Origin of the sequence: Chryseobacterium sp. OSA05B (assembly GCF_019970065.1) — a bacterium.
In the GTDB taxonomy this organism is placed as follows: domain Bacteria; phylum Bacteroidota; class Bacteroidia; order Flavobacteriales; family Weeksellaceae; genus Chryseobacterium.
Genome location: NZ_JAHXYH010000003.1, coordinates 482,455 through 508,251, shown reverse-complemented (window position 1 = coordinate 508,251; position 25,797 = coordinate 482,455). Strand labels below are relative to the sequence as shown.

The following is a 25,797-nucleotide window of genomic DNA, read 5'->3' as shown; positions in this document are numbered from 1 at the left end:
CAGATTTTTTTAGATTACACAGATCTTATTTGCGGTTTAAAAAATACACCATTCACTATTCACTCATTCACCTTTTACACCTTATTCTGCTTCAAAAGCATCAACAAAATCACCGGGATTCCAAATACAGAGCTTATCACATTTAAAGGAATCTGTGTTTTTTCTGCAACTACCGAGAAGAGCATCATCATGAGCATGCCAAGAAACATATTCAGAATCCATTGCTGCCATAGTTTGGACGGATTGTAGATCAATCTGCAAAAATGCGGAACAATGATCCCAATAAATAGAATAGGCCCCAAAAATGCCGTAATGGAAGCCGAAAGCAGGGAAGAGGCTGCGATAATCAGGATCTTCAGCTGATTGAGATTAACTCCCAAACTCTGTGCGTAGGATGTTCCCAGTGAATTTCCGATCAATGGTTTTATGGTTTTAAAACAGAAAAACATTCCGACAAAAACCAGGATAGATAATACATAAATCTGGTTTCTGGTCACCATATTATTAGCCCCGAAAGACCATAAAATATAATTCTTAAGACTTTGATTCTCTGCATAGAACTGTAATAAAGAAACTACGGCTCCGGCAAATGCAGAAACAAGAAATCCGAATATAATGAGATAAGACTTGTCCTGAAATTTATTCGACATGGAAAGAAGAACCAGCATCAGTACAAGACTTCCTGAGATGGCTGAAAGACTGAGGAAGCTGTTCTGCAGAAATTCCGGAATCAGAAAATCCTGGGAAAAGAAAATGTAAAAGGCTACGGATAAACTGGCTACAGAGGTAATTCCAAGAATATCCGGACCGGCCAGCGGATTTTGAAAATATTCCTGCATCAGAAAACCTGAAGTTGGAATTGAAATTCCGGCTAGCAACATAACCAAAACCCGGTTGATACGGATCTCAGCAATCTGGCTTTGGTCAGAATCCTGAAAAAAATCCTGAAGGTTTAAACTTAAAAATCCTGTGTTCAGATTGATGACCGCAGCAAGAATAATGGCGGTCGTCAGCAGTAAACACAGGATCTTAAATTTTTTTGACATTATTCAGAAAGCATCTGGATGTTTTATTTTAAAAGTGCTTCGACTTTGGAATTCAATACTTCTTCGGTCATCATACCCAGATATTCATCGGTTTTATCACCTTTTCTCAAGTAGGTAAAAGGAATTGAACCGCCGTCCCACTGCTTGAAATTCGTGGTAAAGAAGGTCTGATCCAGTTTCTGGCCATCTAAAAGAATAATATGGGGCGCAAGGTTATTTTCCATGGCAAATCTTTTTACAGAGCTGTTCCACTCAGATTTGTCATCAAGGTTAATGAACGTAAATTTTACCGGCTTTCCTTTTAACTCCTCCATTTTGTTTTTAAAATGAGGAATTTCTCTCATACACGGTCCACACCAGGTTGCAAAGAAGTTGGTAACGTATAAAGTGTCATTTTTTTGAGCTAAATATTTTCCAAGATTCTCAGGAGATAGTTCTTTTGATGTATATGAGGCATCCCCTGCAGAAGCCGTATGGTCTGTTATGGAAACTGAATCTGCCACAGCTGTATCCTCCATTTTCTGGCCTTCTTTTTTGCAACTGTAAAGAGCAGTAAGAATAAGCGTGGATAAAATTATCTTCTTCATAAATTATTTTTTGACTATTTTTGAATTGAAGTATGGAACAACAAATCTATAAAGGGAAACTGATACAGTTTCATCCGTTAAAAATAGCGAAAAAGGTACAACTTACCAAAAATACTTTTTCTCTGGAATTCGATATTACAGAGAATTTACAGGAGAATTTCAAGTTTGAAGCGGGGCAGTTTGTCAGTATCAAATTTATGGCCCGTGGAGAGGAAGTGATTAACGATTATTCCATGACATCAGCGCCATATGAAAAGAAAATCTGTCTTGGAATCAAGGTGAATTCTTCTGAAGGAGCTACTTCAGAGCTGTTCAGGAATTATAATGTCGGAGATAAACTGATGGTAGGAGAGCCTTCCGGAAGATTTACGCTGGTCTCCAAACCAAGCGAGTTCAGGACGATTGTCGCATTTGCTGCGGGTATTGGAATTACTCCGGTCCTGAGCCATTTTAAAAACATTCTCCATACAGAACCGCGCACCAGATTATTTTTGTTTTTTGGAAACAAAAGCTCGGAAGAAGTTATTTACAGAGAACAATTGGATCATCTTGCCAGAATGCATGGTGACAGACTTCAGATTTTTTACTTTTTTTCAAAGGAGAAAACAGCCGACCAGTTTTTCTATGGAAGACTGGATGAAAAAAAGCTGAATTTAATCATCAATCAGATTCTCCATCTGGATGATACAGACGAAGAATCTACCATCTGGGATGCAGTAGATGAAGTACTTATTTGTGGTAAAGGAGAAATGATAAAATCGCTGGCTAATGCGTGCTATCACCATGGAATTCCAAAAAAGAATATCCATTTTGAGCTTTTTGAAGAATATAATGACGATATTTATCCTTTAGAAAAGGAGTTTCCTCTGATTGAAAACGTGGAAGTAGCGTTCAAAATGCTTGGAAAAGAGTATGAAACTCATCTTCCGGACAACAAAGAGAAGATTCTTCAACAGCTTTTAATTCAGAATTTTCCGGTGCCTTATTCATGTAAGTCCGGGATCTGTGGAAGCTGTGAATGCTACCTTGAAGAAGGGGAAGTGGAACTTCTTGAAAATGAATATCTGACGGAAAAAGAAGAGGCCCAGGGAAAAATATTAGCGTGTATGTCTATTATAAAAAGTAAGAAAATAAAGCTTAACTTTGACCTTAGTTGAGAGTTATCAGGAACATATTTAACTTAAGTTTTATATCAGTAGAAATAGGAATTCTGGTGATATGTCTGTGTAATGCCTGGGTTTTCGGGCTTACCAATGGCCGTACCTATACCAAAATCTCAAAAATTCCGCCTCGTGAAATCGCTTTGGTGCTGGGAACTTCTCCCAAGATGAGATCCGGTCTTTCCAATCCGTATTTTACAAAAAGAATGGATGCTGCCGCACTTTTATATCATCATGGAAAAATCAAAAAGATCATTGTAAGCGGCGAAAAAAGTAAAGGGTATAATGAGCCGGCTGCCATGAAGAACTATCTGGTCAATCAGGAAGGGGTTCCGGGAGATATTATTGTCGAAGATCCGAAAGGATTTAATACCTATAAAAGCATTCTGCGCTGTAAAGACGTCTATAAAAAGAAAGACGTGATCATTGTATCACAGGGATTTCATAATCTTCGGGCCTTATTTTTTGCAAGGAATAATAATATGAATGCACTGGGATTTGATGCTCAGGATGTTTCCAAGCCTGAAAGCTACTACAGAAATCAGTTCCGTGAGATCCTCGCCAGAGTGATTGCTGTAGTCTATTTCATATTGGGAATTTCTCCGGATTAGAAAGGGTATCCGAATGCGATATTCAGGGTAGGTTTGAAGGGTTGGAAATTATTAAATCTCCATCGTTCTCCTTCAGGTTTATTCGGATCATAGATTTTGTAGGCAAGATCAACTCTGAGTGTGATATAAGCCACATTTACCCTTAATCCAAATCCACTTCCTATTCCCATCTGTCCTAAGAATTTATTGAATTTAAACTCATCTCCATAACTATTATCCCCGCCGGGTTTTCTAATGCTCCAGGTGTTTCCTATATCGGTAAATACAGCACCTTCATACATTTCATTAAACGGAACCCTGTATTCAATATTCGTTGTTAGTTTTAGGTTATTGGTCATGTAGGTACGCACTCTTTCGTCAACCTGAGAGTCTGATGGGCCCAGTCCTCCAAATGCAACCCACGCTCTGATGTCATTGGATCCACCGTTGAAATAAGACTTGATAACAGGCATGTCCTTAGAATTCCCATAAGGAACACCCACACCCACAAACTGACGTAAAACCAGCGTCTGGTTCCCATTGAATTTAAAGTATTTTCTGGTATCGATATCAAATTTTACAAACTGAGCATAAGGAATTCCGAAGATTGTTCTCTGAGGACTTGCCACAACACCTCCTGCATCTCTTTTTTGGTTGAATATGCTTAAGATATTTCCGGCAAGTTCTACTTTTCCGTTAAAATAAAAGGCGTTCGGATAATCTTTCTTACCAATCTCACTATATACGAAATTATAGATCATAGAAGAAATGATGATATCCTGTGTCTGTCTGTCTTTATTTACAACAGTTCCCTTGAATGCGGTCAGAAGGTCCAGTCCTTTCTGATCAAGTGTCCCCGGATAACTGGTATCATTAATGATTTGTCTCGAAATATAATCGATGGTTAACTGACCGGAATTATACTGGTCTTCAAGTTGTGATGATGGCTGAGTGTCAAAGTAGCTTCTGAATACATCTTTTCTTATAATTTCATCATTGGCAAAATAATCGTAATAGGCATCTTTGTTTTTTGTAAGACTGATCTGGGTATTGAAAAGGGTCAATCTGTGTGATACCTGATCATTGACATTGGCCTGATAATTCAGTCCCGTATTAAAGTTCACCCTTCCTAAACCGATATTATTCTGTACCGATGCTCCCAAAAGAATAGAAGAAGTAGGTGTATATCTTTTCGGAAGAAGCTTATAATAATCGAACGGAAGAAGAAGTCTCGGGAAATTAAGGGAAGCCTGCGCTGAAATTTCGTAAGCGAGCTCTTTTTTATCAATGTTTTTCGTACTTCTTATGGAACCGAATGTCCCGGAAATGCTGGTCGAAAGGTTTTCTGCTCCTTTGAAAACATTTCTGGTTGTAAGATCCACAGAAGGAGATATCCCAAGATTTAAAAGCTGAGAGTAGTTGATATCCGTTCCCACTTTGAGTTCATATTTCGGAAGGGGTTTCAATAAATAAAGAACGTCTACAATACTGTCATTAGGAGAAGTTCCTCCGCCTCTTCTTAAAGAATCTCTGGCCTTCAGAATACTGAAGTTGTTCATCGCAATGAAATTTCTTTTCGTAAGGTCAAGATTTTTCTGGTCGTAGACTTTCTTGCTGTCCACGATCACTGCTCTCCAAAGGGAAGACGTTTTATAGCTGTTGTCCATCTTATGGAACCTGATTCTTCTTAAACTGTCCTTAATGGTATGTTTGGGAAAATCACTCGCCTCATTCACAATGGCAACATCTATATTGCCTATGGTGGCCACTTTATAAGGATGATCTGCAGAATCTTTATGAATCTCCAGCGTAAGAGGAACCTGTTTTCTGCTTTTCAGAGAATCTGCCACGAAATAAACCTCTTCATTGGAACTGTTAAATCTGTAATATCCGTTTTCACGCATCAGATCAGTAATTCTTGTTACTTCTTTCTCAAGGACGGTCTGATCAAGTCTCTGTCCGGATCTTACCAGACTCTTATCCAGTTTTTGCCAGTAAAGACCTTTTACGGTAGGATCGGTAATATTATAGTAGTAATCCTTGATAAAGGTAGGATCATTATGTTTGACGAAATAATTAACGGCTGCTTTTTTTGACGCTGAATCAATAGAATGTTTAACGTGCACGTCAGCATCCCAAAAACCTCTGTATACAAGCCTTTTTTCAATAGATTCCGTACTTTTTTCACTTCTGGTCTGATCCAGAATCACCGGTGGCGTTCCCCAGCTGTGAAGCAGACGGTCCAGAAACAGCGTTTTTCCTACACTGCTTTTCATATTGTATTTAAGGAAAAGTGAATCTCGCAGTTTCTGATTTCTCATTTCATCAGGATACGTCATGTATTCGTTTAGTAGCGTATCATATTTAGGATTGGCCATATTATAAAACCCCAGAGTCAGCGGAACGAACAGAAGCTGCTTTTTATTGGGCTTCTGCTGAACATAATCCTTCAGTTCTTCATCGATGGATTCTTTCTTGTCTTCAAACTCAAAAGTGTTCTTAGTAAGCAGATATTCACCGTCCGGAACTTTTTTTGTTGTACTGCAGGCATAAAGGAGACCAACAAATGTTGCAAATGAGATAATTTTATAATATTTTTGAGGAGAATTCTTATAATGCTTACAGCTCATACAATAAAAATTTTACAGTCTTTAGATAAAAAGAAGTTCAGACAAAAATACAATTTGTTTTTGGTTGAAGGTAATAAAATCATTTGTGAACTTCCTCAATCTAATTTTAAAGTTAAAGAAATATTTTCTACCGATCCGCAAAAACTGGACCGTACTGATGTGCCCATTATTCAGATCACTGAAAATGAGCTGAAAAAAATCAGCTTCCTTAAAACGCCTAAAGATTCTGTAGCAGTCTGTTATCTGCCTGAAGATGAAAAAATGGAAGATAGGGATGTTCAATTGGTACTGGACGGTATTCAGGATCCCGGTAATCTGGGAACCATTATCCGACTGGCCGACTGGTTTGGAATAGAACAGATTATCTGCAGCGAAGATACAGTGGCTGTTTATAATCCCAAAGTGATTCAGGCCACGATGGGCTCTTTTATAAGGGTAAATGTCATGTATACAGATCTTGTTGAATATCTTTCGAAAACGGAGAATATGAATATCGGAACCGATATGGAAGGAGAAAATATTTATACTTTCGAAAAACCGAAAAAATTGAATCTTATTCTCGGAAATGAAGGAAACGGAATGCGGCCGGAAACAGAGAAGCTCCTTAACCAATGCATCACCATTCCAAGATTCGGAAAATCTCAGTCCACAGAAAGCTTAAATGTTTCTATGGCGGCGGGAATTATTTTGGGGCAGTTGTTTTCTAAATAGATATCAGATTTCAGACTTTAAATATTATGTGATATATTGATTACTGACTTATATATCTGAAATCTGGTATCTGAAATGTGATATCTTATTGATTTCTATATCAACTGTTCCAGACTCGAAACACTTTTATTCTTTTGATAGACTTCCAGTTTCTTTCTGACATATTTCAGGGCAATAGGTGCGAGATAGATCATGGCGGCGCCGAGAAGTTTTTTCTTCCAGTTTGGGCTTTTCATGTTTTTTTTGGCATAGTTTCCTACAACAGCGGTAATGCCCAGCTTGATCAGGCTGTCTGTCACATTACCGCCTAAGGCTGTACTCGCAATGCCTACTGCCGTATTCTTATTGATGAACATATCTTTGACTTCTGAAGTCAGCTGTCTGGCAATAACATCTTTTCGCAGAACTACTTTTTCATCACCGTCTTCGTCTACTTTCTCTTGTAAATACTGGTCTGTAAGGCCATTGGTGAATGCACTCAGGCTCTCTTTTGTGTTTTTAAAGGTGAGTAAGTTTTCAAGATCACTGATTTCACCCTGGAGCAGTTTTTTCTTTCTTCTCAGTTCTTCGATGCTTTCGTATTTTCTGCCCATAGCTTAATGATTTAAAAATTTAATAACCTGATCTGCGACCATATTGACAAGCTTATTTTTAAAAGCAATAATAAATGCCATTACTATAACATAGAATCCAGCAACAATCAGGAATCCGTAAGATGTATTATCCAACGCTTTACCGATAAGAAATGCAATTCCGAAATTAAAAAGGATAATAAAAAAAGTAAAAGCAACTAGCAGCACTACAAAGTAGGTAATGAGCCCTGCAGAAAGAGATGATTTTTCAGTAGCTTCAATTTTCAGAAGATCTATTCTCTTTGATGCATATTCTTTAATAGTCTCTATCATTGTTTTTTTTTAAAGTTACAAAAAAAGGAACTTTCACACAAAAAGTTCCTTCCCATAATTTACTCAAAAAATAAACTATTTATTTTTTAAGATCATTCAGTTCTGCTTCTACATCCTTTACTACATCTGCAGTTTTTGAAACAATCTGATCTTTGTATTTATCATATCCGTCTTTTACCGTATGGGCTACACTGTTAGCTGTTTCTTTGAAAGTAGAAGAGATATTGCTATACTGATCTTTTACTTTTTCAGAAACCTCGCCGTATTTGTTTTTAGCCTGGTCCTTTAGGTCACCTGCTTTATCTTTGATTTTTTTTCTTGTTTCTTTGCCTTCTTCAGGCGCATAAAGCATTCCTAAGATTACACCTGCTGCAGCACCTGCTAGAAGTCCTGCCAATATACCTGCTGTATTTTTTCCGTTTTTAGACATTTTTAAGCTTTTTTAATAGTTAATAAATATTAGTTTTTACTGGGTCAAAATGTACAATTTGTATACCAAAGGGGGTAGGGTGCCTATTAAAAATTGTTAAATCTTTTTAATGTGAGATAGAATCAGATCTATGGTTTCCTCTTTTGTAAGCGCTGTATTGTCGATAACGATGGCATCTTCAGCCTGCTTTAATGGGGCGATTTCCCTTTCACTGTCGATCTTGTCGCGATCTATAAGGTTTTGTTTTACCTGCTCTCTGTCCGCCTGAATTCCCAAGCCTGCCAATTCAAAATACCTTCTGTTGGTTCTTTCGTCGATACTGGCAGTAAGAAAGAATTTATAGTCCGCATTTGGCAGAACTACTGTCCCTATGTCACGTCCGTCCATAATAATGCCGCCTTTTTCTGCCAGGGAGCGTTGTGAATGGAGCAGGAAATCTCTTACTTCCTTCTGTTTGGCCACAATACTTACATTGTCGGAAACTTCGTTGGTACGGATCTGCTTGGAAATATCAATATGGTTGAGATAAAGAATCAGTTCGCCGTCATCGTTCCTGAATTCAAGTTCGATCTGGTCTAAGGAAGAGAAGAGTTCCTGAAGATTTATGGAGTCACTTCCGTGCATACAGTTCTGTAGGGCAAACCACGTAACTCCCCTGTAAAGCGCGCCGGTATCCAGATGTATAAGACCCAGTTTATCGGCAATAACTTTAGAGATTGAACTTTTTCCGGTAGACGAGTACCCATCGATAGCTATTACAGGTTTTTTCATACCGCAAATTTCAAGAATTTTTTTAAAAAATCAAGAGAACGCAGAAAAAAATTCTTTATTATTCTTAAAGATTCTTTTTGGAATTACTCTCCTGCATGGCTGCTAAGGTCCATAGAAACTCCTATCTGGTTCACATTGGAAGAGTTGTGGTAACGGATATGAGCGTAGTCTATACGGAATCTTCTTAATTTAATTCCGAATCCTCCTGAAAGCCCTGAAAAGTTTCTCTGATCTGCCACGGCAAGTTCATTTCCTCTTTTCGCATTATATCCGAGCCTTATATTAAAGCCTTTTTCAGGGAAAAGTTCTGCTCCCACCGAAAAGTGGTCTGCCAGTTTTCTTCCGAAGCCTACTTCCTGCCCGTTTACGTTATATTCCTGCGAAATGTCAAACTGCTGAAGATCATGAGCGGTAATGGTAATGGCAAGCGGTATGGCTTTTAGAATTCTGGTATAGCCCATATCTACCCTGAACGGAAGATTTTCTCTGGTTCCGTTAAAAGATTTCAGCTGAAAACCGAAATTTCTCAGGACAAGGGAAAGAACTTCTTTGTTCTTTTTGTTATGGTAGGTGATTCCTGCGGTTCCGGAGACTGCAGAAGAAGTATAGTTGTCAATTTTTGAAGTGATGAAATTGATGCCTCCACCAATGGTCCAGTCTTCTTCAAACTGGTATGCATAGCCTGCACCGATAGCGACGTCAGAAGCTTTGAAATCCCCGTTTTGCTCACCGCTTTCGTCGGTTCTGGGAATACTTCCGTAGGTCATATATCTGGCATTCACAGTGGCCATGTGCCCGTTGTCGAAATCTCTGGCATAGCCAATGGTACCATATTTAGAGTCGGCAAGATAAGTGGCGGCATTCACTGAAAGCTGCTTGTCTGAATCTCTGTTTAAGAGGGACGGGTTTGCAATAGCAAAGGAAACATCATGGTCTCTGATGGAAATTGCATCGCCACCTAAGGCAGCCTGTCGGGCAGATACAGGAATGTTTAAGAAAGTATAAACATTTGTTCCTGTTTGCGCATAAGAAACAATTCCTGACAGAAATAATGAAAAAATGACAATTTTCTTCAATTCAATTTATAATTAATGCAAAAATAATCCTTTTTCGTACTTATCAAAATATTTCTGACATTATTTCTACGTAAATATTTTTCTTTTTTCAATATTTTTAATGATTATATTTGCAAAATCAAATTTCGGAGAAAATTACTCCGGTAAAGCTTATTAAAAATTAAAGATGAAATATAAAAGAATCCTTCTGAAACTGAGTGGTGAGGCCTTAATGGGGAACAGACAATATGGTATAGACAATGAAAGACTGCAGGAATATGCAGCTGAAATCAAAACCGTTGTAGAAAAAGGCTGCGAAGTAGCAATCGTTATTGGAGGAGGAAACATTTTCCGTGGAGTAGCAGGGGCTGCAAAAGGAATGGACAGAGTGCAGGGAGATTATATGGGAATGCTGGCAACAGTAATCAACGGAATGGCGCTTCAGGGAGCCCTTGAAGATGCTGGAATCAAAACCAGACTCCAGTCTGCCATTGAAATGGATAAGGTAGCTGAGCCTTTCATCAAAAGAAGAGCTGTAAGACACCTTGAAAAAGGAAGAGTAGTAATCTTTGGGGCCGGAACCGGAAACCCATATTTTACAACGGATACGGCAGCTACTTTGAGAGCTATAGAAATCGGGGCAGATGTGATCTTAAAAGGAACCAGAGTAGACGGAATCTACGACAGCGATCCTGAAAAAAATGCAGATGCTGTAAAATACAACTCATTATCATTCGACGAGGTATATGCTAAAAACCTTAAAGTAATGGATATGACTGCCTTTACATTAAGCCACGAAAATAAATTGCCGATCATCGTATTCGACATGAATAAAGACGGAAATTTACTGAAGATTGTGGAAGGAGAAAATGTAGGCACTTTAGTGGATTTATAGGGAGCAGGTAGTAGATTTTAAGTGTAGTAATCTGAAGATTTAAAGATTCAGAGATTACTCATTGCTTATTATTCATTACCCATTATTTATCAATCATCATTTATAAAAATGTGTAACTTATCAAATTTTAAATATATAATGGAAGAATTAGATCTTATATTAGAATCTGTAAAGCAGGACATGGATGGCGCTATAAAGCACTTGGATCATGCGTTTCAAAGAATTAGAGCAGGGCGTGCTTCTGCGTCAATGGTTCAGGATGTAATGGTAGAATATTACGGAGCAGCCACTCCTATTAACCAGGTTGCGAATGTTTCTGTACCGGATGCCATGACCATCTCTATTCAACCTTGGGACAGAACGGCTATCGGTGCTATTGAAAAAGCGATCATCAATTCAAACCTTGGTTTTGCACCTTCTAATAACGGGGAAAATATCATTCTTAACGTTCCGCCTTTAACAGAGGAGAGAAGAAGGGAATTGGCGAAACAGGCTAAAGTAGAAGCTGAAAATACAAAAATAACAGTAAGAAATGCAAGACAGGACGGTTTGAAAGAGCTTAAAAAACTGGAAGGTGTTTCTGAAGATGTAGTAAAAGGCGTGGAAGATGAAATCCAGGGCTTTACTGACAAATATGTAAAGCTTTGCGATGAGCACCTTAAGACGAAAGAGGCTGAAATTATGAAAGTATAATTTTCAGATTTAAATATAAAAAAGAGGTTTCACAGGAAACCTCTTTTTGTTTTACAGACATTTTATTTCTCCCTTTTTATCCTCGTTTCTCAGCAAAGACTCGTAGGTTTTCATCAGTTCATTCGTATTGCATTGGGTTTCCTTACTTGAAATTTTGTCAGGAGAAGGTTTCTCAGTCGCATTGGACCTTATGGAATACTGTTTTTCAAGACACTTGATAGGTTTGTTATTTTGGAAATAGATGCGGCTTTCCGTGATATCGTCTTTTGTGATGGGTTTTTCCGGGGTACCTCCGTCAAAATTCCATCCTGTATCTTCTTTGAAAATGAAGAAAATATTTCCATCTTTGATAAAAAACTGTTCCGTTGAGCCGAAATGACTGTATTCATCGTAGGAATGCTCAATGATTCTGATTTCTTTCTGATCAGAATAGTAAGTCACTTTCCCCGATCTTTCGTCGTTGCAGTTGTAGGTAAAACCTTTGGATGTCAGTTTTTTAGATTCAAGCTGTTTCCGGAGACTGCTGTATTCACTTTTAATCTCTTCTATAGGATCCTTTGTGGCTTTAAGCTGTCCGGAATCCTTTTTTGCGATAAGGGTGTCTTTGGGAACCGGCGTCTGAAGAGTCGTTTTGTCCTTGTCATTTTTACATGAAACAATCAAAGCCAGTCCGGCGGCGAGGAACACGGTTCTCATATCATAGTTTTTGGTGAGCTATAAAATTACAAAATTATCTGCACAATCTTTTTTTGAATACCATTCTCTGTCCGAGATTTGAATAAAGCGACAGATAACAGATTGGTGTTTTCCTATGATACAATATAAAATTATTTGGTGTTAAATACAAAAAAGATCCAGAAACTCTGAACCTTTTTGTATCGTATAAATGGAGATTTTATTTACAGTTTTCGTTGTAATCCGTGATCACCTCTTCTACAATTTGCGGAACATTGGACATCACATCATCGATCTGGCTTTTGATCAGTCTTCCAAGTCCTGATCTTTTCTTTTCGTCATTTTTAAGAGAAGCGTAAGAACCGCTGGTCAGCTTACCCTTTGCATAGCTGCAGTCTGCAATGATGATTTTTGCTTTGGCCAAAGTAAGTTCCTCTATTTTTCCTCCTTTTTTGGAATAAATATAAGATGGAGAATTTCTCATTCTTTCCGTTTCCTTTTCAGCCACCGCGATCTGACCGCCGGCAGAGAAAGTAGTAGGGTAGCCGTACAGTTTGTAAACCTTGATCTTGCCATCCGTTACCACCTCTGCAAACTGGGTGCTTTTGGTAAGGTTGTTAAAGGCTTTGATATTACCGCTTAAACCTCCGGTTGCTGTGTTGAAACCTTCTTTGGTATTGGTGTATTTGATCATCTCAAAACGTCTTTCCTCATTGTTCTCATCAATGGCTACATATTCCTTGATGTCATCCGGATCAAGAGTTTTGAATTTCTGTTTCTTTTTAGATTTGTCTATGTCAGCTACGGCAACGAATTTTACCTTTTTCTGGTTGCTCCATGGGTTCATGGCATCTCCGTTCAGTCGTACGATTCCTTCGATCTTTTTTCCGCCTTTGTCAATGATATAACCGTATTTTTCATCGGTTCTCAATTCGTAATCAGTGTTGTCTTCCTGTGCATAAGCGTTGAAAGAAATCAATGTGAACAAGCTCAATAGTAATACTTTCTTCATGTAATTATCGTTTTTAACAATTTTTTGTAAATATAGCTTTTTATCACTGAGTACAAAACGCCATAACATACCACAACTTCAAATAAAAAGACCCGGAAAACTCCGGGTCTGATCATCTTTAAATCTTTAAATACAAGAATTACTGATATCTCTTATGTTCCTTATTCTTTGAGAACCTCTTAACGATTGGTTTAAACAAAGCTTTGTACTTCTCAGCATCAAACAGCTGTGAGTCGGTAAGGGCTTTATACGTCATCCATATTCCAAACGGAAGAAGGATCAGGTTCGGAAGCCATGCCGCTAAATAAGGACTCATTCCGCCTCCCCATGCAACATTCTCAATACCCAGATTCATCACGTAGAAAACAATGAAAATGATAATCGCAATGATCACCGGAAGTCCCATTCCTCCTTTTCTGATGATGGATCCCAAACTAGCCCCAATCAGGAAGAAGATGATACACGTTACAGAATATGATATAATTCTCTGCTGGTAAATCACTACTTTACTGAAGTATTTTATATTGGAGCTGAATTCATTCTTTTTTCCTTCGGCCGTTGTTTTCAGATTTTCCAGTCTACTATAGGAGTTATAGATGATCTGCAGTTTCTTTTCCCCTTTTACCGTATCCAGTTTTACCTGCTGTTTGGCCACTGCCTTAGATTTGTTCTTGTCCATATAGGTCACCACAGAATTGGTCTGGCTTAGTACATCGGAGCTTATGGAGGTGAAAAAGTCATTATTGTCTTTCTTACTTTTAGCAACGGTGGCATTAAGCTGACCATATGTTTGAAAACGGTAGTCATCCGTGATCTGTTCCTTTTCAATAGCTTTGTTGATGATCTCACTGATGTCAAAGTGTGAAACCAAAGTGTCAAATTTGATGGCCTGATCCGGCTGTTTCAGCCTTACATTTTCATTTTTACCGGCGAAATTGTCTTCAAATACATACCCATTATACAACTCCAGCTTCAGGAAGTTCTTGTTGGCGGCAGGAACGAATTTTCCTTTTTCCGCTACAATAGACTGCTGGTTTTCATAAGTGCTGGCTTTTCTGTGTACAAAAACCCCTTCGATACTTTCTCCATTCTCTCCGTAAATCTTGTCAAATTTCACCATATAACCCGGAATCTGGTCGATGAACTGTCCCGGCGTAAAATTTAGGGCAGGCTTGGTCTGTGCAATATTGAAAAGCATATTCTTGGCTTTTTTCTGGAAATCCGGAATGATGTTATTGGAGAAAAAGAAGAGCATGACTGCCAGTACGGTAGCTACTCCCATCAAAGGTGCCATGACTCTTGTTAGAGAAATTCCTGCCGCCTTCATCGCTGCGAGCTCATACCGTTCTCCGAATTCACCGAAGGACATGATACTCGCCAAAAGAATCGTAAGCGGAAGTACCATACTGATCACACTTACCCCAAGGTAAAAAAGAAGTTTCAGGATCTGCCAGTAGCTTAATCCTTTTCCCATGAACTGCCCCAGCTGAACCCAGATAATGTTTACAATAAAGATGAAAAACAAAACGCTGAATATAAAGAAAAACGGTCCAAAGAAGGTTTTTATGATATATCGGTCTAGTATTTTTAACATGCGCCAAAATTAATCAAAAAGCCACAAAGTTTACTTGTGGCTTGTATAATTTTTATTACTTTTTATTTAACAGCAAAAAGATGAAAGGTGAATATGCGAATTTGTCCATCAACCCTTTCTCTATTTCACTTTTTTAAAGTTCGGTGATTACGTAATTTTTGAACTTATTTTTGTCAAAAACAAACATATTAGGGTCCAGTTCCTGGTTTTCCTTATATTCTTTGATGGCAATTACGGCTACATCTTTGTTGTTTCCGTGCTGCTCAAGTTTTACCATTTGTTTCTTGGCTGAATCTACAAAAATGTATACGTATTGAATTCCATTGGATTTTACAGGAGTCAGTTTAATGAAATCTGCATTCACGCCGTTTACATTTTTCTTTCCGTTGTAGGTTACATTGTAATCATTTCTGTATGTAGAAAGATAGTTGATAGGGGAGAACATGCTGCTGCTTCCGTTAGGTTTTGCAACGGTTACTTCCATATCATCTGCATTGATGTTGTAGATTTTGCTTCCGTCGAAGATCTGTTCTGTATCCATAATCTTCAGTTTATATTTATCTCCTGCAGAATAATAAATACCCGGTTCTGTTTTCGTCACCTGTCCGTTCAGGCCGGTCCCGAAAGAAAACTTGAAATAAGAATTCTTTTTAGACTTGTAGTTGGCCGTGATGTCATCCAGAATCTTTTTAGCTTTCGCATCAATTTTCTGTGCCGGGACGAATCCTACAGCTCCGATAACAAAACTTCCGACTATAACTTTTGAAATAATATTTTTCATTTTTTTATTTAATATACTTTAAACATTCTAATGCTTCGCGATTCACTCTGTAAAGCATTTTTCCCTTTGACTCTGCAAATCTTCCAAAAACTGTTCCATTAATAAAGTTCGGTTCCCAACCTTTCTTTTGTTACTATGTACAGACCACAGTTTTTCAATTATTTTCTGTCCGCTCGGTAGACATACTTTTCGAAGTTGTTCGGAAGGGTATTCGTAACGGTTAATCTATTTGAAGTGATGGTAGGTTCAATATTGATTACTTTTGTATTTTCGTCAATTTCCACCTGATGTTTGCTTCTCATATTCACCATGTCTATATGCAGTGCTGTGAATTCATATTTTCCTTTGGCTAAATCAATGATCAGATACTCTTTGGGTCTGATCTGTCCCAGTGATTTATTGTCGATCCATATGTTCAGCCTTGCCGTATTGTCTATTGAATGCAGAATTCCCGCACCATTATAAATAAGTACTTTACCGTTTCCAAGAGTGCTGGTGTCCACAGTCTCTAATTTTACAGTGCTGTAATCACTGGGAATTGATTTTAAGGCACATGAGGATAAGGTAAGTACTGAGGCAAAAAGACCTATTTTAATGATGTTTTTTGTAGTTATTTTCATGGTGGTATTTGTTTTTGTGATGTATTAGTTTCTTAAATCTTCTAAGAATTGCTCCAGAGAATGAAGATCACTGATGATTACTTCTCTAGCTTTTGCTCCGTTAAATCCACCTACAATACCGGTTGCCTCAAGTTGGTCCATGATTCTCCCTGCTCTGTTGTAACCTAATTTCAGCTGTCTCTGTAGCATCGAAGTAGAACCCTGTTGTGTAGAAACGATAATTCTTGCCGCTTCTTCAAATAAGGCATCTTTTTCATTCGGGTCAAAAGCACCCACTGTACTTGTGGAATCTTCAGAAACAAATTCAGGAAGTAAGAATGCAGATGAATATCCTTTTTGTTCACCGATATATTCTGCCAGTCTTTCCACTTCCGGTGTATCTACGAAAGCACATTGAAGTCTTAAAATCTCGTTTCCATTGAAATAAAGCATATCTCCTTTACCAATCAACTGATCTGCACCCGGAGAATCCAGGATCGTTCTTGAATCCACGCTGGAAATTACTCTGAAGGCAGCCCTTGCCGGGAAGTTGGCTTTGATCATCCCTGTAATTACATTGACGGAAGGTCTCTGTGTAGCCACAATCAGGTGAATTCCTACGGCTCTTGCAAGCTGTGCAAGTCTGGCGATTGGAAGTTCAACCTCTTTTCCTGCCGTCATGATAAGGTCTGCAAACTCGTCTACAACCAATACGATATAAGGAAGAAAACGGTGTCCGTTCTCAGGATTTAGTTTTCGCTCTGTGAATTTCTTGTTGTATTCTTTTAAGTTTTTACAGAATGCATTTTTAAGAAGATCATATCTCGTGTCCATCTCTATACAAAGAGAGTTCAGGGTATTGATCACTTTATTGGTATCTGTGATGATGGCCTCTTCGGCATCCGGAAGTTTAGCCAGATAATGCCTTTCAATTTTTGAATACAGTGATAGTTCTACCTTCTTAGGATCCACCATGACGAATTTCAGTTCGCTCGGATGTTTTTTGTAAAGAAGGGAAGTAAGAATTGCATTGATCCCGACAGATTTACCCTGTCCCGTAGCACCAGCCATCAGTAAGTGAGGCATTTTCGCAAGATCGGCCATAAAGACTTCGTTGGAAATCGTTTTTCCGAAAACCACCGGAAGATCCATATCCGTATTCTGAAACTTATGAGAAGCGATCACAGAACGCATAGAAACCATGGTGGGATTTTTTCTCGGAACCTCAATCCCGATGGTTCCTTTTCCAGGCATCGGGGCGATAATTCTGATCCCAAGAGCAGACAGATTCAGCGCGATGTCATCCTGAAGCTTTTTAATGGCAGATACCCTGATTCCAGCTTCCGGAACAATTTCGTATAGAGTAACGGTTGGCCCTATCGTGGCTTTGATCTCGGAAATACCTACGTTGAAGTTCTTTAAAAGGCCTACAATTTTATTTTTGTTTTCTTCTAATTCCTCTTTATTGATCGAGATTTCTTCATTACCATAATCCTTCAGTAGTTCTACGGTTGGCATCTGGAATCCGGCCAGATCAAGCTTGTGATCATACAGACCGTGTTTTTCTATCAGTTCCTGTGATTTTTTATCCGAATCATCAAGCACATCAATGACTGGAGCTACTTCTACATTGAATTTAATATTATCCTGAGCAGGCATTGAAGCAGGAGGAACCGGACTGATAGCCGGACTTACCGGTGTTATATCAAATGCCTGTTCCGGAGTTGATGTTGGAACAGAAGGTTTGGTGTTCAGATTTAAACTGACAGGTTTTTCCTCTTCCTCAAAAGAAGTATGGTTAGGCGTTACAATAGTTTCTATATCCGTTGAAGGCTGAACTTCAGGAAATCCTTTCGGGACACTTACGGGTTCCTGTTCTTTCGCTTTCGTTTTATTGGAAAGATCTGTAACGGTAACATTGGAAACGGTCTCCGGAGCTTCCTCTTCAAGTTCTTCATCAGCCTCAAAGTTTTCCTCCGAGCTTGGCATCATAGATTTTACTCTGCCGATTGTATTGTCATTGATCTTGTCCAGTTTAGATTTAATAGAGCTTGGACGAAGATTGAATTCCAGAATAAAATATAAAAGAATGCTGGCAGCCAAAACTACCCAAAGTCCTACAGATCCGATAATGGCGTTAAGATAATCCATAATCTGGTATCCGTACACACCTCCCAAAACGCCCTGTCCTTTAGTGACTGCTCCCATAAAGATAGGCAGCCAGCAGATAAAAAACAGAGAATGGCCGATGGTTTTCCATGGTTTGAAGGTTCTTTTTTTAAGAATTAAAGTACCCACCACCAAAAATAAGAAGGCGATAATAAATGAGGCTATTCCTATGCTTTCGAATATAAAAATATTCCCCAGCCAGTCGCCTACTTTCCCAAAGACATTTGAAGATTGTATTGTTTTGTCTGTCATAGTTCCTGCCTGGCTCTGGTCCGCTTTCCAGTTCATCAGATAAGAGACGAACGAAAGGGTCAGAACGACGGAAAAAAGGATGAAGGTAAGCCCGAAAAATATGCGGGGTTTAGATAAGATTTTGCCTTTATCAGGCGATTCAGTCGGTTTTGTCTGTGTCTTTTTATCCATAATATCAATGTGGGCAAATTTAATGTTTTTTCAACATTAATAGAATCTTTTTTTGTTCAAAAGATAGCGTAATTTAGGTTTATTTTTTAAAATTACACAGCGTTTTTGAGATATTTTTTTTCATTAAAATCTAATACCTCAGGTGTTTTTTGAACTAGTTCAAATGCCAGCAATTACAGCTCAACTAATTTTGTTCCATAAATTTTTAAAACAACAAAAACATGAAAAATTTGTTCAAAAGTACGCTGGCATTATGTCTTACTTTATTTTCATTATTATCTATTAATGCTCAACAAAAAAGAAACATGGAAAACACAGCCTTATTAATCATCGATATACAGAATGATTATTTCCCGGCAGGAAAAATGGAACTGGCCGGAGCAGCACCGGCTGCAAACAATGCAAAGAAGATATTGGACTATTTCAGAAAAAACAATCTTCCGGTCATTCACATCAAACATATAGCAACGAATGACGGTGCCGGATTTTTTCTTCCAGATACTTCAGGTGCTGAAATTAATTCACTGGTTTCCCCTAAAAGCAATGAGAAAATAATCATCAAACATTTTCCAAATAGCTTCAGAGAGACAGGTCTTTCAGAGTATTTAGAGAAAAGCGGAATCAAAAACCTTGTCATCACTGGAATGATGACAGATGTCTGTGTGGATTCTACTGTCAGAGCAGCCTTTGATTTTGGTTTGAAGAATACCGTTATCGGAGATGCGACGGCCACCAGAGACAGAGAACTGAACGGTGAGGTCATAAAAGCACCTGAAGTACAAAAATCTTTTCTTGCCGGAATGTCGGCATTAGGAAATCTATACGCTGAGATTGTTAATACCGCAGCCTTTTTGAGTGGGAAATAATTGTAAATCCATACATCTATTCATAAAGATATCTGTAAATATGGGTATCTTTATGTTGAATAAGAATAACAGAGCATGTTGCATCTCCTTTTAGAAAATATCAGCAGACATATTCATCTCTCAGATGAAGAATTTGAGCAGTTCAGCAGACCGTTCGTGCTTCAGAAGTTTAAAAGAAAAGAAACGGTTCTCAAAGAAGGGGATTGTTGTCTTTTTGAGGGGTTTGTCTTGAAGGGATGTTTTAAAGTGTATTATCTGAATGAAAGCGGATCTGAGCAGACCCTTTATTTTGCAGTAGAAGGGTGGTGGATCACGGATATAGACAGTCTTATCAATCATGTTCCGAGCATTCTGAATATAGAAGCTCTTGAAGACAGTGAAGTTTTAATGATTTCAAAGAAGGATAAAGAAAGGCTTTATGAAGATATGCCTCAGATAGAAAAACTTTTCAGGATCATGAACCAGCAGTCGTCAGTAGCTTTGCAGAGAAGAATTCTTTCTTTAACCGGAAAGACTGCAGATAAGCGGTATCTTGAATTTCTAGAAAAATATCCCGGTCTGGAGCAGAGGCTAACCCAGCAACAGGTTGCTTCTTACCTGGGAATAACGCATGAGTTTTTAAGTAAGATTAGAAAGAAAACCTCTTTGAAAAAGTAGTTTATTGATTGCCATTGGTTTAAGTCAAAAATGGGCGTTGTTGGGAATAGAAGATTTCAATAACATATATAGGTTTAATATATCCGGAATTTTATGATATTAAAAATTGAATTTTCCTTAATAAATTTCACCTTATTAAGAATGGTTCAAAATAACCGAAATAGGCTTCAAAGTGACAAAAAACAGCTTTTTTTAGCCCCTTTGTTGTTTATCATTCTTATTTTTGCATGTCAAGTAAAATAAATCATGAAGAAGCTCCAAGATATTCTTATCTCAACCAGAACAATGGCTGTGCTGTTACTGGTGTATGCATTTGCGATGGCTTATGCAACGTTCTTAGAAAACGACTACGGAACTCCTACAGCCAAGGCTCTAATTTATGAAGCAAAATGGTTTGAATTAATCATGTTTCTGCTCATTCTTAACTTCGTAGGAAATATCGCCAGATACCGACTGTGGAGAAGAGAAAAATGGCCGGTTCTGGTCTTTCACCTTGCCTTTATTCTTATTTTTATAGGGGGGGCTATCACAAGATACATCAGTTTTGAAGGCACCATGCACATCAGAGAAGGTGAAACTTCTAACGAGATTGTGACCGACAAAAATTTCTTTAAAATCCAGATCGAGGATAAAGGAGATGTTCTGAATTACCAGGATGTTCCTTACCTGATGTCTCCTCTGCACAAAGACTTTAAAGCAACCTACGATTTTCACGGAAAAGAAGTAAAAGTTTTTACAAAAGACTATATCCAGAGAAAAAAAGACAGCTTAATTGCTGAACCCAATGGTACAGAATATCTTCACCTGGTTTCTACAGGAACTACCGGAAGACAGAATATCTATATCAAACCGGGAGAAACAAAATCGATTAACGGAACTTTGGTAACGTTCAACAGAGCGATCGAAGGGGCTGTAGAATTTAAAAAAGAAGACGGAAAAATATTCATCAAAACTCCTGTTGATGCAGCCTTTATGACCATGGCAACGCAGGCTACGGGAAGCACCAAGAAAGATGAATTCCAGCCTTTGGTATTGAGAAGTTTATATACCATTAACGAATTGAAATTGGTTGTTCCTGAAGGTCTTAAAAAAGGAAGACTGATGGCTTTTGAAGGGGATAAAAAGAAAGATGCCATGGTACCTGATGTGCTTAGAATAGAGCTTCAGGGGCCAAAAACAAAACAATTGGTTGATCTTTCTGTGGAAAAAGGAAATCCAAATGCATTCAAGCAGGTGACTATGGACGGGCTTAATATTATGGTAGGTTTCGGGCCTAAAGTTTATAATACGCCTTTCGCACTGAAACTGGATGATTTCGTGATGGAAACTTACCCGGGAAGTACATCTCCAAGTGCTTATGAAAGTCACGTAAAGATCATTGATGAAGGAAAAGAAACCCCTTATAAAATCTACATGAACCACGTTCTGAATCATAAAGGATACCGTTTCTTCCAGTCAAGCTTTGACCCGGACAGAATGGGAACCGTACTTTCTGTGAACCACGATTTCTGGGGAACCATTATCTCTTACATCGGATACGGACTTCTGTTCTTAGGAATGTTTGTGATCTTCTTCTGGAAAGGAACTCACTTCTGGAAACTGAACAAAATGCTGACTGATATCAACAAAAAGAAAAGCGCTGCAGTTCTTTTAGTGTTGTTAAGTTTTGGCTTAAATGCACAAAAAATTGAAACACACGGTACCACTGATGGAAGCAGGGAACATGTACATGTAGAAGGGGATAATCATTCTCACGCTCCGGCTCCGGGTGCTCAACCGCTTGATGGTGCTGCTCCAAAACAGAACTCTCTGGCAGCTCCTCTTAGCAGAATGAAGAGAATATCTCCGGATGAAATCATTGCAAGAAACAGAATCAGCAAAGAACACGCAGATAAATTCGGATACCTTTTGGTTCAGAATTTCGACGGAAGAATTGTTCCAATCAATACAGAAGCGCTGGATGTTTTAAGAAAACTATACAAGAAAGACGAATTCAAGGGAACAGATGGAAAGTCTCTTACGGCTAACCAATGGTTCCTGTCAATCAATACAGACACTCCAAGCTGGACTATGGTTCCTATGATCAAAGTAGGAACAAAAGGAGGCGATGAGTTGAAAAATAAAACAAAGGCTGACGAAGAAGGATACACTTCACTGATGAACCTTTTCCCAGCAGATGCCAACGGTAACCTGACCTACATCCTGGAACATGATTACAATACAGCATTCCGTAAAAAACCTGCTGATCAAACCAATTATGATAAAGAAGTAATTTCTGTAAACGAAAGAGTACAGATCTTCAACGAGTTTTTCAGTGGCCAGTTTATGAGAATTGTTCCTGTAAAAAATGATGCAAACCACACTTGGCATTCATGGCTTGACCAGAAATTCGAACCGGATATGGAATCGCAGCAGGTAATGGGACCTTATTTTGCAGAAGCTCTTACCGCTCAGAAAACAGGAAACTGGAGCAAGGCAGATACTGAATTGGCAAAACTTTCAGACTATCAGCAGAAATGGGGTAAGGCAGTAGTTCCTGCAAAATCAAAAGTAGATCTTGAGGTTTTCATGAACGAAGTGAATATCAACTTTAAATTATTAATTTTCTATACCATAATAGGTGGTTTATTGTTGATTTTTGGTTTTGTTGAATTGTTTAAATCAAGTAAAGTTCTAAATAGAATTATCAGAATAATTATCTATGTGGGACTTGTAGGATATATTCTCCATTTCCTTGGTCTTGTTGCGAGATGGTATATTTCCGGACACGCACCTTGGAGTAACGGTTACGAAGCCATTATCTTTATTTCTTGGGTAGGTATTTCCGCAGGATTAATGTTCTATTTTGGTTTCGGAAGACTTTCTTTGGCAGATAAAGCTATATTAGCTGCAAAGCAATTAATCACTAAAAATAAATCTAACGCATTAATTCCTGCATCAGGATTTATGGTGGCCGTTATCATGATGGGATTTGCGCACGGTGGTTCAGCACTTGATCCGCAGATCACACCGCTTGTTCCGGTATTGAAATCTTACTGGCTGATTGTTCACGTAGCAATCATTACCTCAAGTTACGGTTTCTTTGCCCTGTCTATGATTATTGCTGTGATTTCTCTTGTATTTTATATCATTTCAAATAAAGATACCTATAAACTTCACCACGATACGACGTTGAAAGAACTGGTTATTGTTTCTGAAATGTCTCTTACTATTGGTCTTTTCGCCTTAACGGTAGGGAACTTCTTAGGAGGGATCTGGGCGAATGAATCATGGGGAAGATACTGGAGCTGGGACCCTAAAGAAACATGGGCTTTCATCTCCATCATGGTATATGCTTTTGTATTACACATGAGATTGGTTCCCGGATTGAGAAGCAGATGGGCATTCCACGTAGCAACGATGTTTGCATTCTGTTCTATGGTAATGACTTACTTCGGAGTTAATTATTACCTGAGCGGGCTACACTCTTACGCAGCGGGAGATCCGGTTCCGGTTCCAGCCTGGGTATACATCGGATTAGGAACGATGCTACTTCTATCAGTAGTTTCTTACTTCAAATTTAAAACTTTAACGAAGAAATAAAACTTTAACAATATAACAATTGAAATCCTGGAATTTATTTTCCGGGATTTTTTTTGTGTGGGTTTCGGGTTGGAGTTATAAATGATATGTTATGAGTTTGTTCCTAGATTTAAGTTAATAGGGTAAAAGGATGTTATCTGCAATTTATTTTATAGAACCACCAATTGATCTTGACCCAAAAGATGGGGTAGTTTAAAACATTACAAAACCAATCACAGCTTTCAGACCCCTCCACCAATCAACCCCAGACCTCGCATCCCGCATCAAAAAAACTCATCACTCATCACTCAAAACTCAAAACTATTCCATATCTTTATGATATCAAAATAATATCAAATTAAAAATTGCAATCATGGAAAAAGTATTAAAGCCCATGTCGGGTTATCTGGCATTAGTCTTCTGTTTAATTTTATTCGCAGGAGCAGTCTATTTTTTTATTTCCGGAGTTGAGCAGAGCATCACCTATGTGATCATTGCCATGCTTTGTTTTTTGCTGTTCTGTTTCTTTTTGAAAGGACTGATGATCATTCAGCCGAACCATTCAAGAGTATTGAACTTCTTTGGAAAGTATGTGGGAACGGTAAAAGACAACGGATTATTTTTTATCAATCCTTTGTATTCTTCACAGAAAATGTCTTTGCGTTCGGAAAACCTGCAGGGGCAGACTTTGAAAGTAAACGACAAAATGGGTAACCCTATTGAAATCGGGGTAGTGATGGTTTGGAAAGTAGGAGATACGTATAAAGCGGCGTTCGATGTTGAGCGGTATTCAGACTTTGTCAAAATGCAGAGCGAAGCGGCGGTACGTCATTTGGCGATGAGTTTTCCTTATGATAATTTAGAGGATGATCATGCACCGATTACTTTGAGAGAAGGAGGAGATAAGATCAATTCTATTTTGGAGCAGGAGCTTACAGACCGTCTTTCAAAAGCGGGAATCATCATTCAGGAGGCTAGAATTTCTCATCTTGCGTATGCGTCAGAAATTGCAGGCGCGATGCTTCAGAGACAGCAGGCGACAGCCATTGTAGCAGCAAGAACCAAGATTGTGGAAGGTGCCGTAGGAATGGTAGATCTGGCATTGAAAAAACTTTCAGAAGAAAATATCGTAGAGCTTGATGATGAAAGAAAAGCAGCCATGGTAAGCAATTTAATGGTGGTACTTTGCGGTGAAAAAGCTGCGCAGCCAATTTTAAATGCAGGAACTCTTTACTAAATAAAAATGTAAAGCGAAGAATGAAAAATGAATTTTTAGATTGTATGACATCTCAGGCATAAAGTTTATGTAAACGATGTCTTTGCACCTTATACATTCTTGAAAAGAACTATTAAACAGGCAAAGAGAAAAAATGAAACCGGAAAAAACTTCAAAACCTTCAGAATCCAAAGGCAAGAAATCCTTCGTCATAAGAATCGATGAATCTACCTATAAAATGGTGGAGAAGTGGGCGAATGACGAGTTCAGAAGTGTGAACGGGCAGATCGAGTATCTGCTTCATCAAAGCCTGGTGAATTCGGGAAGGAAAAAGAAAGATGAGGAAGGTTAAACCTACGGATGTAATTTCCATAAATCACATTAATAATCCAATTAACCTTATACCATAAAAAAGCAGAGAAATTTTCTCTGCTTTTTTTATTTTTAATAGATCGAATTTATTCAAATAAAGTACTGAAATAATTGCTGATCACAGTCCAGAAATTTTTACCCAGAAAATAGATCAGGGTAGAAGTGATAATTCCTTTTACCGTGAAGAATATAATCCCGCCTATCCCAAATTTTTTCACCAGACTTTTCCATTTGGAAGTCTTCTTTTCCTCTGCTGTATGAGTATCCTCTACGGTCTTATTATTTTCCATTCCTGAAATTCAAAAGATTACGCTGCAAAGATAAGCATGTTTATAATTAGTCCAAATAAAAAGCGGCCTAAAAATTAAAATTTTGAGGTTCGCATAATATTTCTATCTT

Annotated in this window: 25 protein-coding genes; 10 read left to right on the top strand and 15 right to left on the bottom strand. The window is 38.3% G+C overall.

Annotation, left to right across the window (positions count from 1 at the left end; translation table 11 throughout):
* Positions 1 to 74: 74 nt before the first annotated feature.
* The gene (locus LC419_RS14520) at positions 75 to 1,046 is read right to left on the bottom strand and encodes an iron ABC transporter permease (RefSeq protein ID WP_223608039.1); all 972 of its coding nucleotides are present in this window, start codon (positions 1,044 to 1,046) and stop codon (positions 75 to 77) included.
* Positions 1,047 to 1,069: 23 nt separating this feature from the next.
* Positions 1,070 to 1,633, bottom strand: coding sequence for a TlpA disulfide reductase family protein (locus LC419_RS14515; RefSeq protein ID WP_223608038.1), 564 nt, complete (start codon positions 1,631 to 1,633; stop codon positions 1,070 to 1,072).
* A 32-nt stretch (positions 1,634 to 1,665) separates the two neighbouring features.
* Here LC419_RS14515 and LC419_RS14510 point away from each other — a divergent pair, with 32 nt between their 5' ends.
* On the top strand, positions 1,666 to 2,790 hold the full coding sequence (locus tag LC419_RS14510) for a ferredoxin--NADP reductase (RefSeq protein ID WP_223608037.1): 1,125 nt from the start codon (positions 1,666 to 1,668) through the stop codon (positions 2,788 to 2,790).
* Entirely contained in the window at positions 2,787 to 3,404 is a 618-nt protein-coding gene (locus LC419_RS14505; RefSeq protein ID WP_223608036.1) for a vancomycin high temperature exclusion protein, read from the top strand. The genes LC419_RS14510 and LC419_RS14505 overlap by 4 nt, the downstream gene beginning before the upstream one ends.
* Here LC419_RS14505 and LC419_RS14500 read toward each other — a convergent pair.
* Positions 3,401 to 6,013: a BamA/TamA family outer membrane protein gene (locus tag LC419_RS14500; RefSeq protein ID WP_223608035.1), complete on the bottom strand. Its 2,613-nt coding sequence runs from the start codon at positions 6,011 to 6,013 to the stop codon at positions 3,401 to 3,403. The two genes, LC419_RS14505 and LC419_RS14500, sit on opposite strands and share 4 nt — an antisense overlap.
* Between LC419_RS14500 and LC419_RS14495 the strand changes: the two genes are divergently transcribed.
* Positions 5,999 to 6,724, top strand: coding sequence for an RNA methyltransferase (locus tag LC419_RS14495; protein ID WP_223608034.1), 726 nt, complete (start codon positions 5,999 to 6,001; stop codon positions 6,722 to 6,724). The two genes, LC419_RS14500 and LC419_RS14495, sit on opposite strands and share 15 nt — an antisense overlap.
* A 95-nt stretch (positions 6,725 to 6,819) precedes the next feature.
* Here LC419_RS14495 and LC419_RS14490 read toward each other — a convergent pair whose 3' ends face one another.
* From LC419_RS14490 to porQ, 5 genes are all read right to left on the bottom strand, one after another.
* Positions 6,820 to 7,317, bottom strand: a complete 498-nt coding sequence (locus LC419_RS14490) for a phosphoribosyl-ATP pyrophosphatase (RefSeq protein ID WP_223608033.1) — start codon at positions 7,315 to 7,317, stop codon at positions 6,820 to 6,822.
* Between the two features lie 3 nt (positions 7,318 to 7,320).
* The gene (locus LC419_RS14485; protein ID WP_034727818.1) at positions 7,321 to 7,629 is read right to left on the bottom strand and encodes a phage holin family protein; all 309 of its coding nucleotides are present in this window, start codon (positions 7,627 to 7,629) and stop codon (positions 7,321 to 7,323) included.
* Between the two features lie 79 nt (positions 7,630 to 7,708).
* A complete protein-coding gene (locus LC419_RS14480; protein ID WP_034707904.1) occupies positions 7,709 to 8,059 on the bottom strand; it encodes a YtxH domain-containing protein in 351 nt (116 codons plus the stop codon).
* A gap of 96 nt (positions 8,060 to 8,155) precedes the next feature.
* Positions 8,156 to 8,830, bottom strand: coding sequence for a (d)CMP kinase (gene cmk / locus LC419_RS14475; protein ID WP_223608032.1), 675 nt, complete (start codon positions 8,828 to 8,830; stop codon positions 8,156 to 8,158).
* Positions 8,831 to 8,913: 83 nt separating this feature from the next.
* Positions 8,914 to 9,906, bottom strand: coding sequence for a type IX secretion system protein PorQ (gene porQ / locus LC419_RS14470; protein WP_223608031.1), 993 nt, complete (start codon positions 9,904 to 9,906; stop codon positions 8,914 to 8,916).
* 166 nt (positions 9,907 to 10,072) lie between these two features.
* On the opposite strand from porQ, the gene pyrH reads away from it, so the two are divergent.
* Positions 10,073 to 10,780 (top strand): UMP kinase, encoded by a 708-nt coding sequence (gene pyrH / locus LC419_RS14465; RefSeq protein ID WP_047453289.1) that lies wholly within the window; start codon positions 10,073 to 10,075, stop codon positions 10,778 to 10,780.
* Positions 10,781 to 10,918: 138 nt separating this feature from the next.
* Positions 10,919 to 11,473: a ribosome recycling factor gene (gene frr / locus LC419_RS14460; protein ID WP_223608030.1), complete on the top strand. Its 555-nt coding sequence runs from the start codon at positions 10,919 to 10,921 to the stop codon at positions 11,471 to 11,473.
* Positions 11,474 to 11,524: 51 nt separating this feature from the next.
* Here the strand turns inward: frr and LC419_RS14455 are convergent, their stop codons facing one another.
* The 6 genes from LC419_RS14455 to LC419_RS14430 all read right to left on the bottom strand — a co-directional run bounded on the left by LC419_RS14455 (position 11,525) and on the right by LC419_RS14430 (position 18,726).
* The gene (locus LC419_RS14455; RefSeq protein ID WP_223608029.1) at positions 11,525 to 12,169 is read right to left on the bottom strand and encodes a hypothetical protein; all 645 of its coding nucleotides are present in this window, start codon (positions 12,167 to 12,169) and stop codon (positions 11,525 to 11,527) included.
* Positions 12,170 to 12,368: 199 nt separating this feature from the next.
* Positions 12,369 to 13,160, bottom strand: coding sequence for a hypothetical protein (locus LC419_RS14450; protein ID WP_223608028.1), 792 nt, complete (start codon positions 13,158 to 13,160; stop codon positions 12,369 to 12,371).
* Positions 13,161 to 13,299: 139 nt separating this feature from the next.
* On the bottom strand, positions 13,300 to 14,754 hold the full coding sequence (locus LC419_RS14445; RefSeq protein ID WP_223608027.1) for an LptF/LptG family permease: 1,455 nt from the start codon (positions 14,752 to 14,754) through the stop codon (positions 13,300 to 13,302).
* Between the two features lie 133 nt (positions 14,755 to 14,887).
* Positions 14,888 to 15,535, bottom strand: coding sequence for an outer membrane lipoprotein carrier protein LolA (locus tag LC419_RS14440; protein ID WP_223608026.1), 648 nt, complete (start codon positions 15,533 to 15,535; stop codon positions 14,888 to 14,890).
* A 158-nt stretch (positions 15,536 to 15,693) separates the two neighbouring features.
* Positions 15,694 to 16,155: a hypothetical protein gene (locus LC419_RS14435; protein WP_223608025.1), complete on the bottom strand. Its 462-nt coding sequence runs from the start codon at positions 16,153 to 16,155 to the stop codon at positions 15,694 to 15,696.
* Positions 16,156 to 16,179: 24 nt separating this feature from the next.
* Positions 16,180 to 18,726: a DNA translocase FtsK gene (locus LC419_RS14430; RefSeq protein ID WP_223608024.1), complete on the bottom strand. Its 2,547-nt coding sequence runs from the start codon at positions 18,724 to 18,726 to the stop codon at positions 16,180 to 16,182.
* Positions 18,727 to 18,947: 221 nt separating this feature from the next.
* Between LC419_RS14430 and LC419_RS14425 the strand changes: the two genes are divergently transcribed.
* The 5 genes from LC419_RS14425 to LC419_RS14405 all read left to right on the top strand — a co-directional run bounded on the left by LC419_RS14425 (position 18,948) and on the right by LC419_RS14405 (position 25,378).
* On the top strand, positions 18,948 to 19,592 hold the full coding sequence (locus LC419_RS14425) for a cysteine hydrolase family protein (protein ID WP_223608023.1): 645 nt from the start codon (positions 18,948 to 18,950) through the stop codon (positions 19,590 to 19,592).
* A 75-nt stretch (positions 19,593 to 19,667) separates the two neighbouring features.
* Positions 19,668 to 20,249, top strand: coding sequence for a Crp/Fnr family transcriptional regulator (locus LC419_RS14420; protein WP_223608022.1), 582 nt, complete (start codon positions 19,668 to 19,670; stop codon positions 20,247 to 20,249).
* A 246-nt stretch (positions 20,250 to 20,495) separates the two neighbouring features.
* Entirely contained in the window at positions 20,496 to 23,831 is a 3,336-nt protein-coding gene (gene ccsA / locus LC419_RS14415) for a cytochrome c biogenesis protein CcsA (RefSeq protein WP_223608021.1), read from the top strand.
* Between the two features lie 352 nt (positions 23,832 to 24,183).
* The gene (locus LC419_RS14410) at positions 24,184 to 25,047 is read left to right on the top strand and encodes an SPFH domain-containing protein (RefSeq protein ID WP_223608020.1); all 864 of its coding nucleotides are present in this window, start codon (positions 24,184 to 24,186) and stop codon (positions 25,045 to 25,047) included.
* Between the two features lie 133 nt (positions 25,048 to 25,180).
* Entirely contained in the window at positions 25,181 to 25,378 is a 198-nt protein-coding gene (locus LC419_RS14405; protein WP_223608019.1) for an Arc family DNA binding domain-containing protein, read from the top strand.
* 106 nt (positions 25,379 to 25,484) lie between these two features.
* Here LC419_RS14405 and LC419_RS14400 read toward each other — a convergent pair whose 3' ends face one another.
* On the bottom strand, positions 25,485 to 25,688 hold the full coding sequence (locus LC419_RS14400) for a hypothetical protein (protein WP_076510279.1): 204 nt from the start codon (positions 25,686 to 25,688) through the stop codon (positions 25,485 to 25,487).
* Between the last annotated feature and the right edge of the window lie 109 nt (positions 25,689 to 25,797).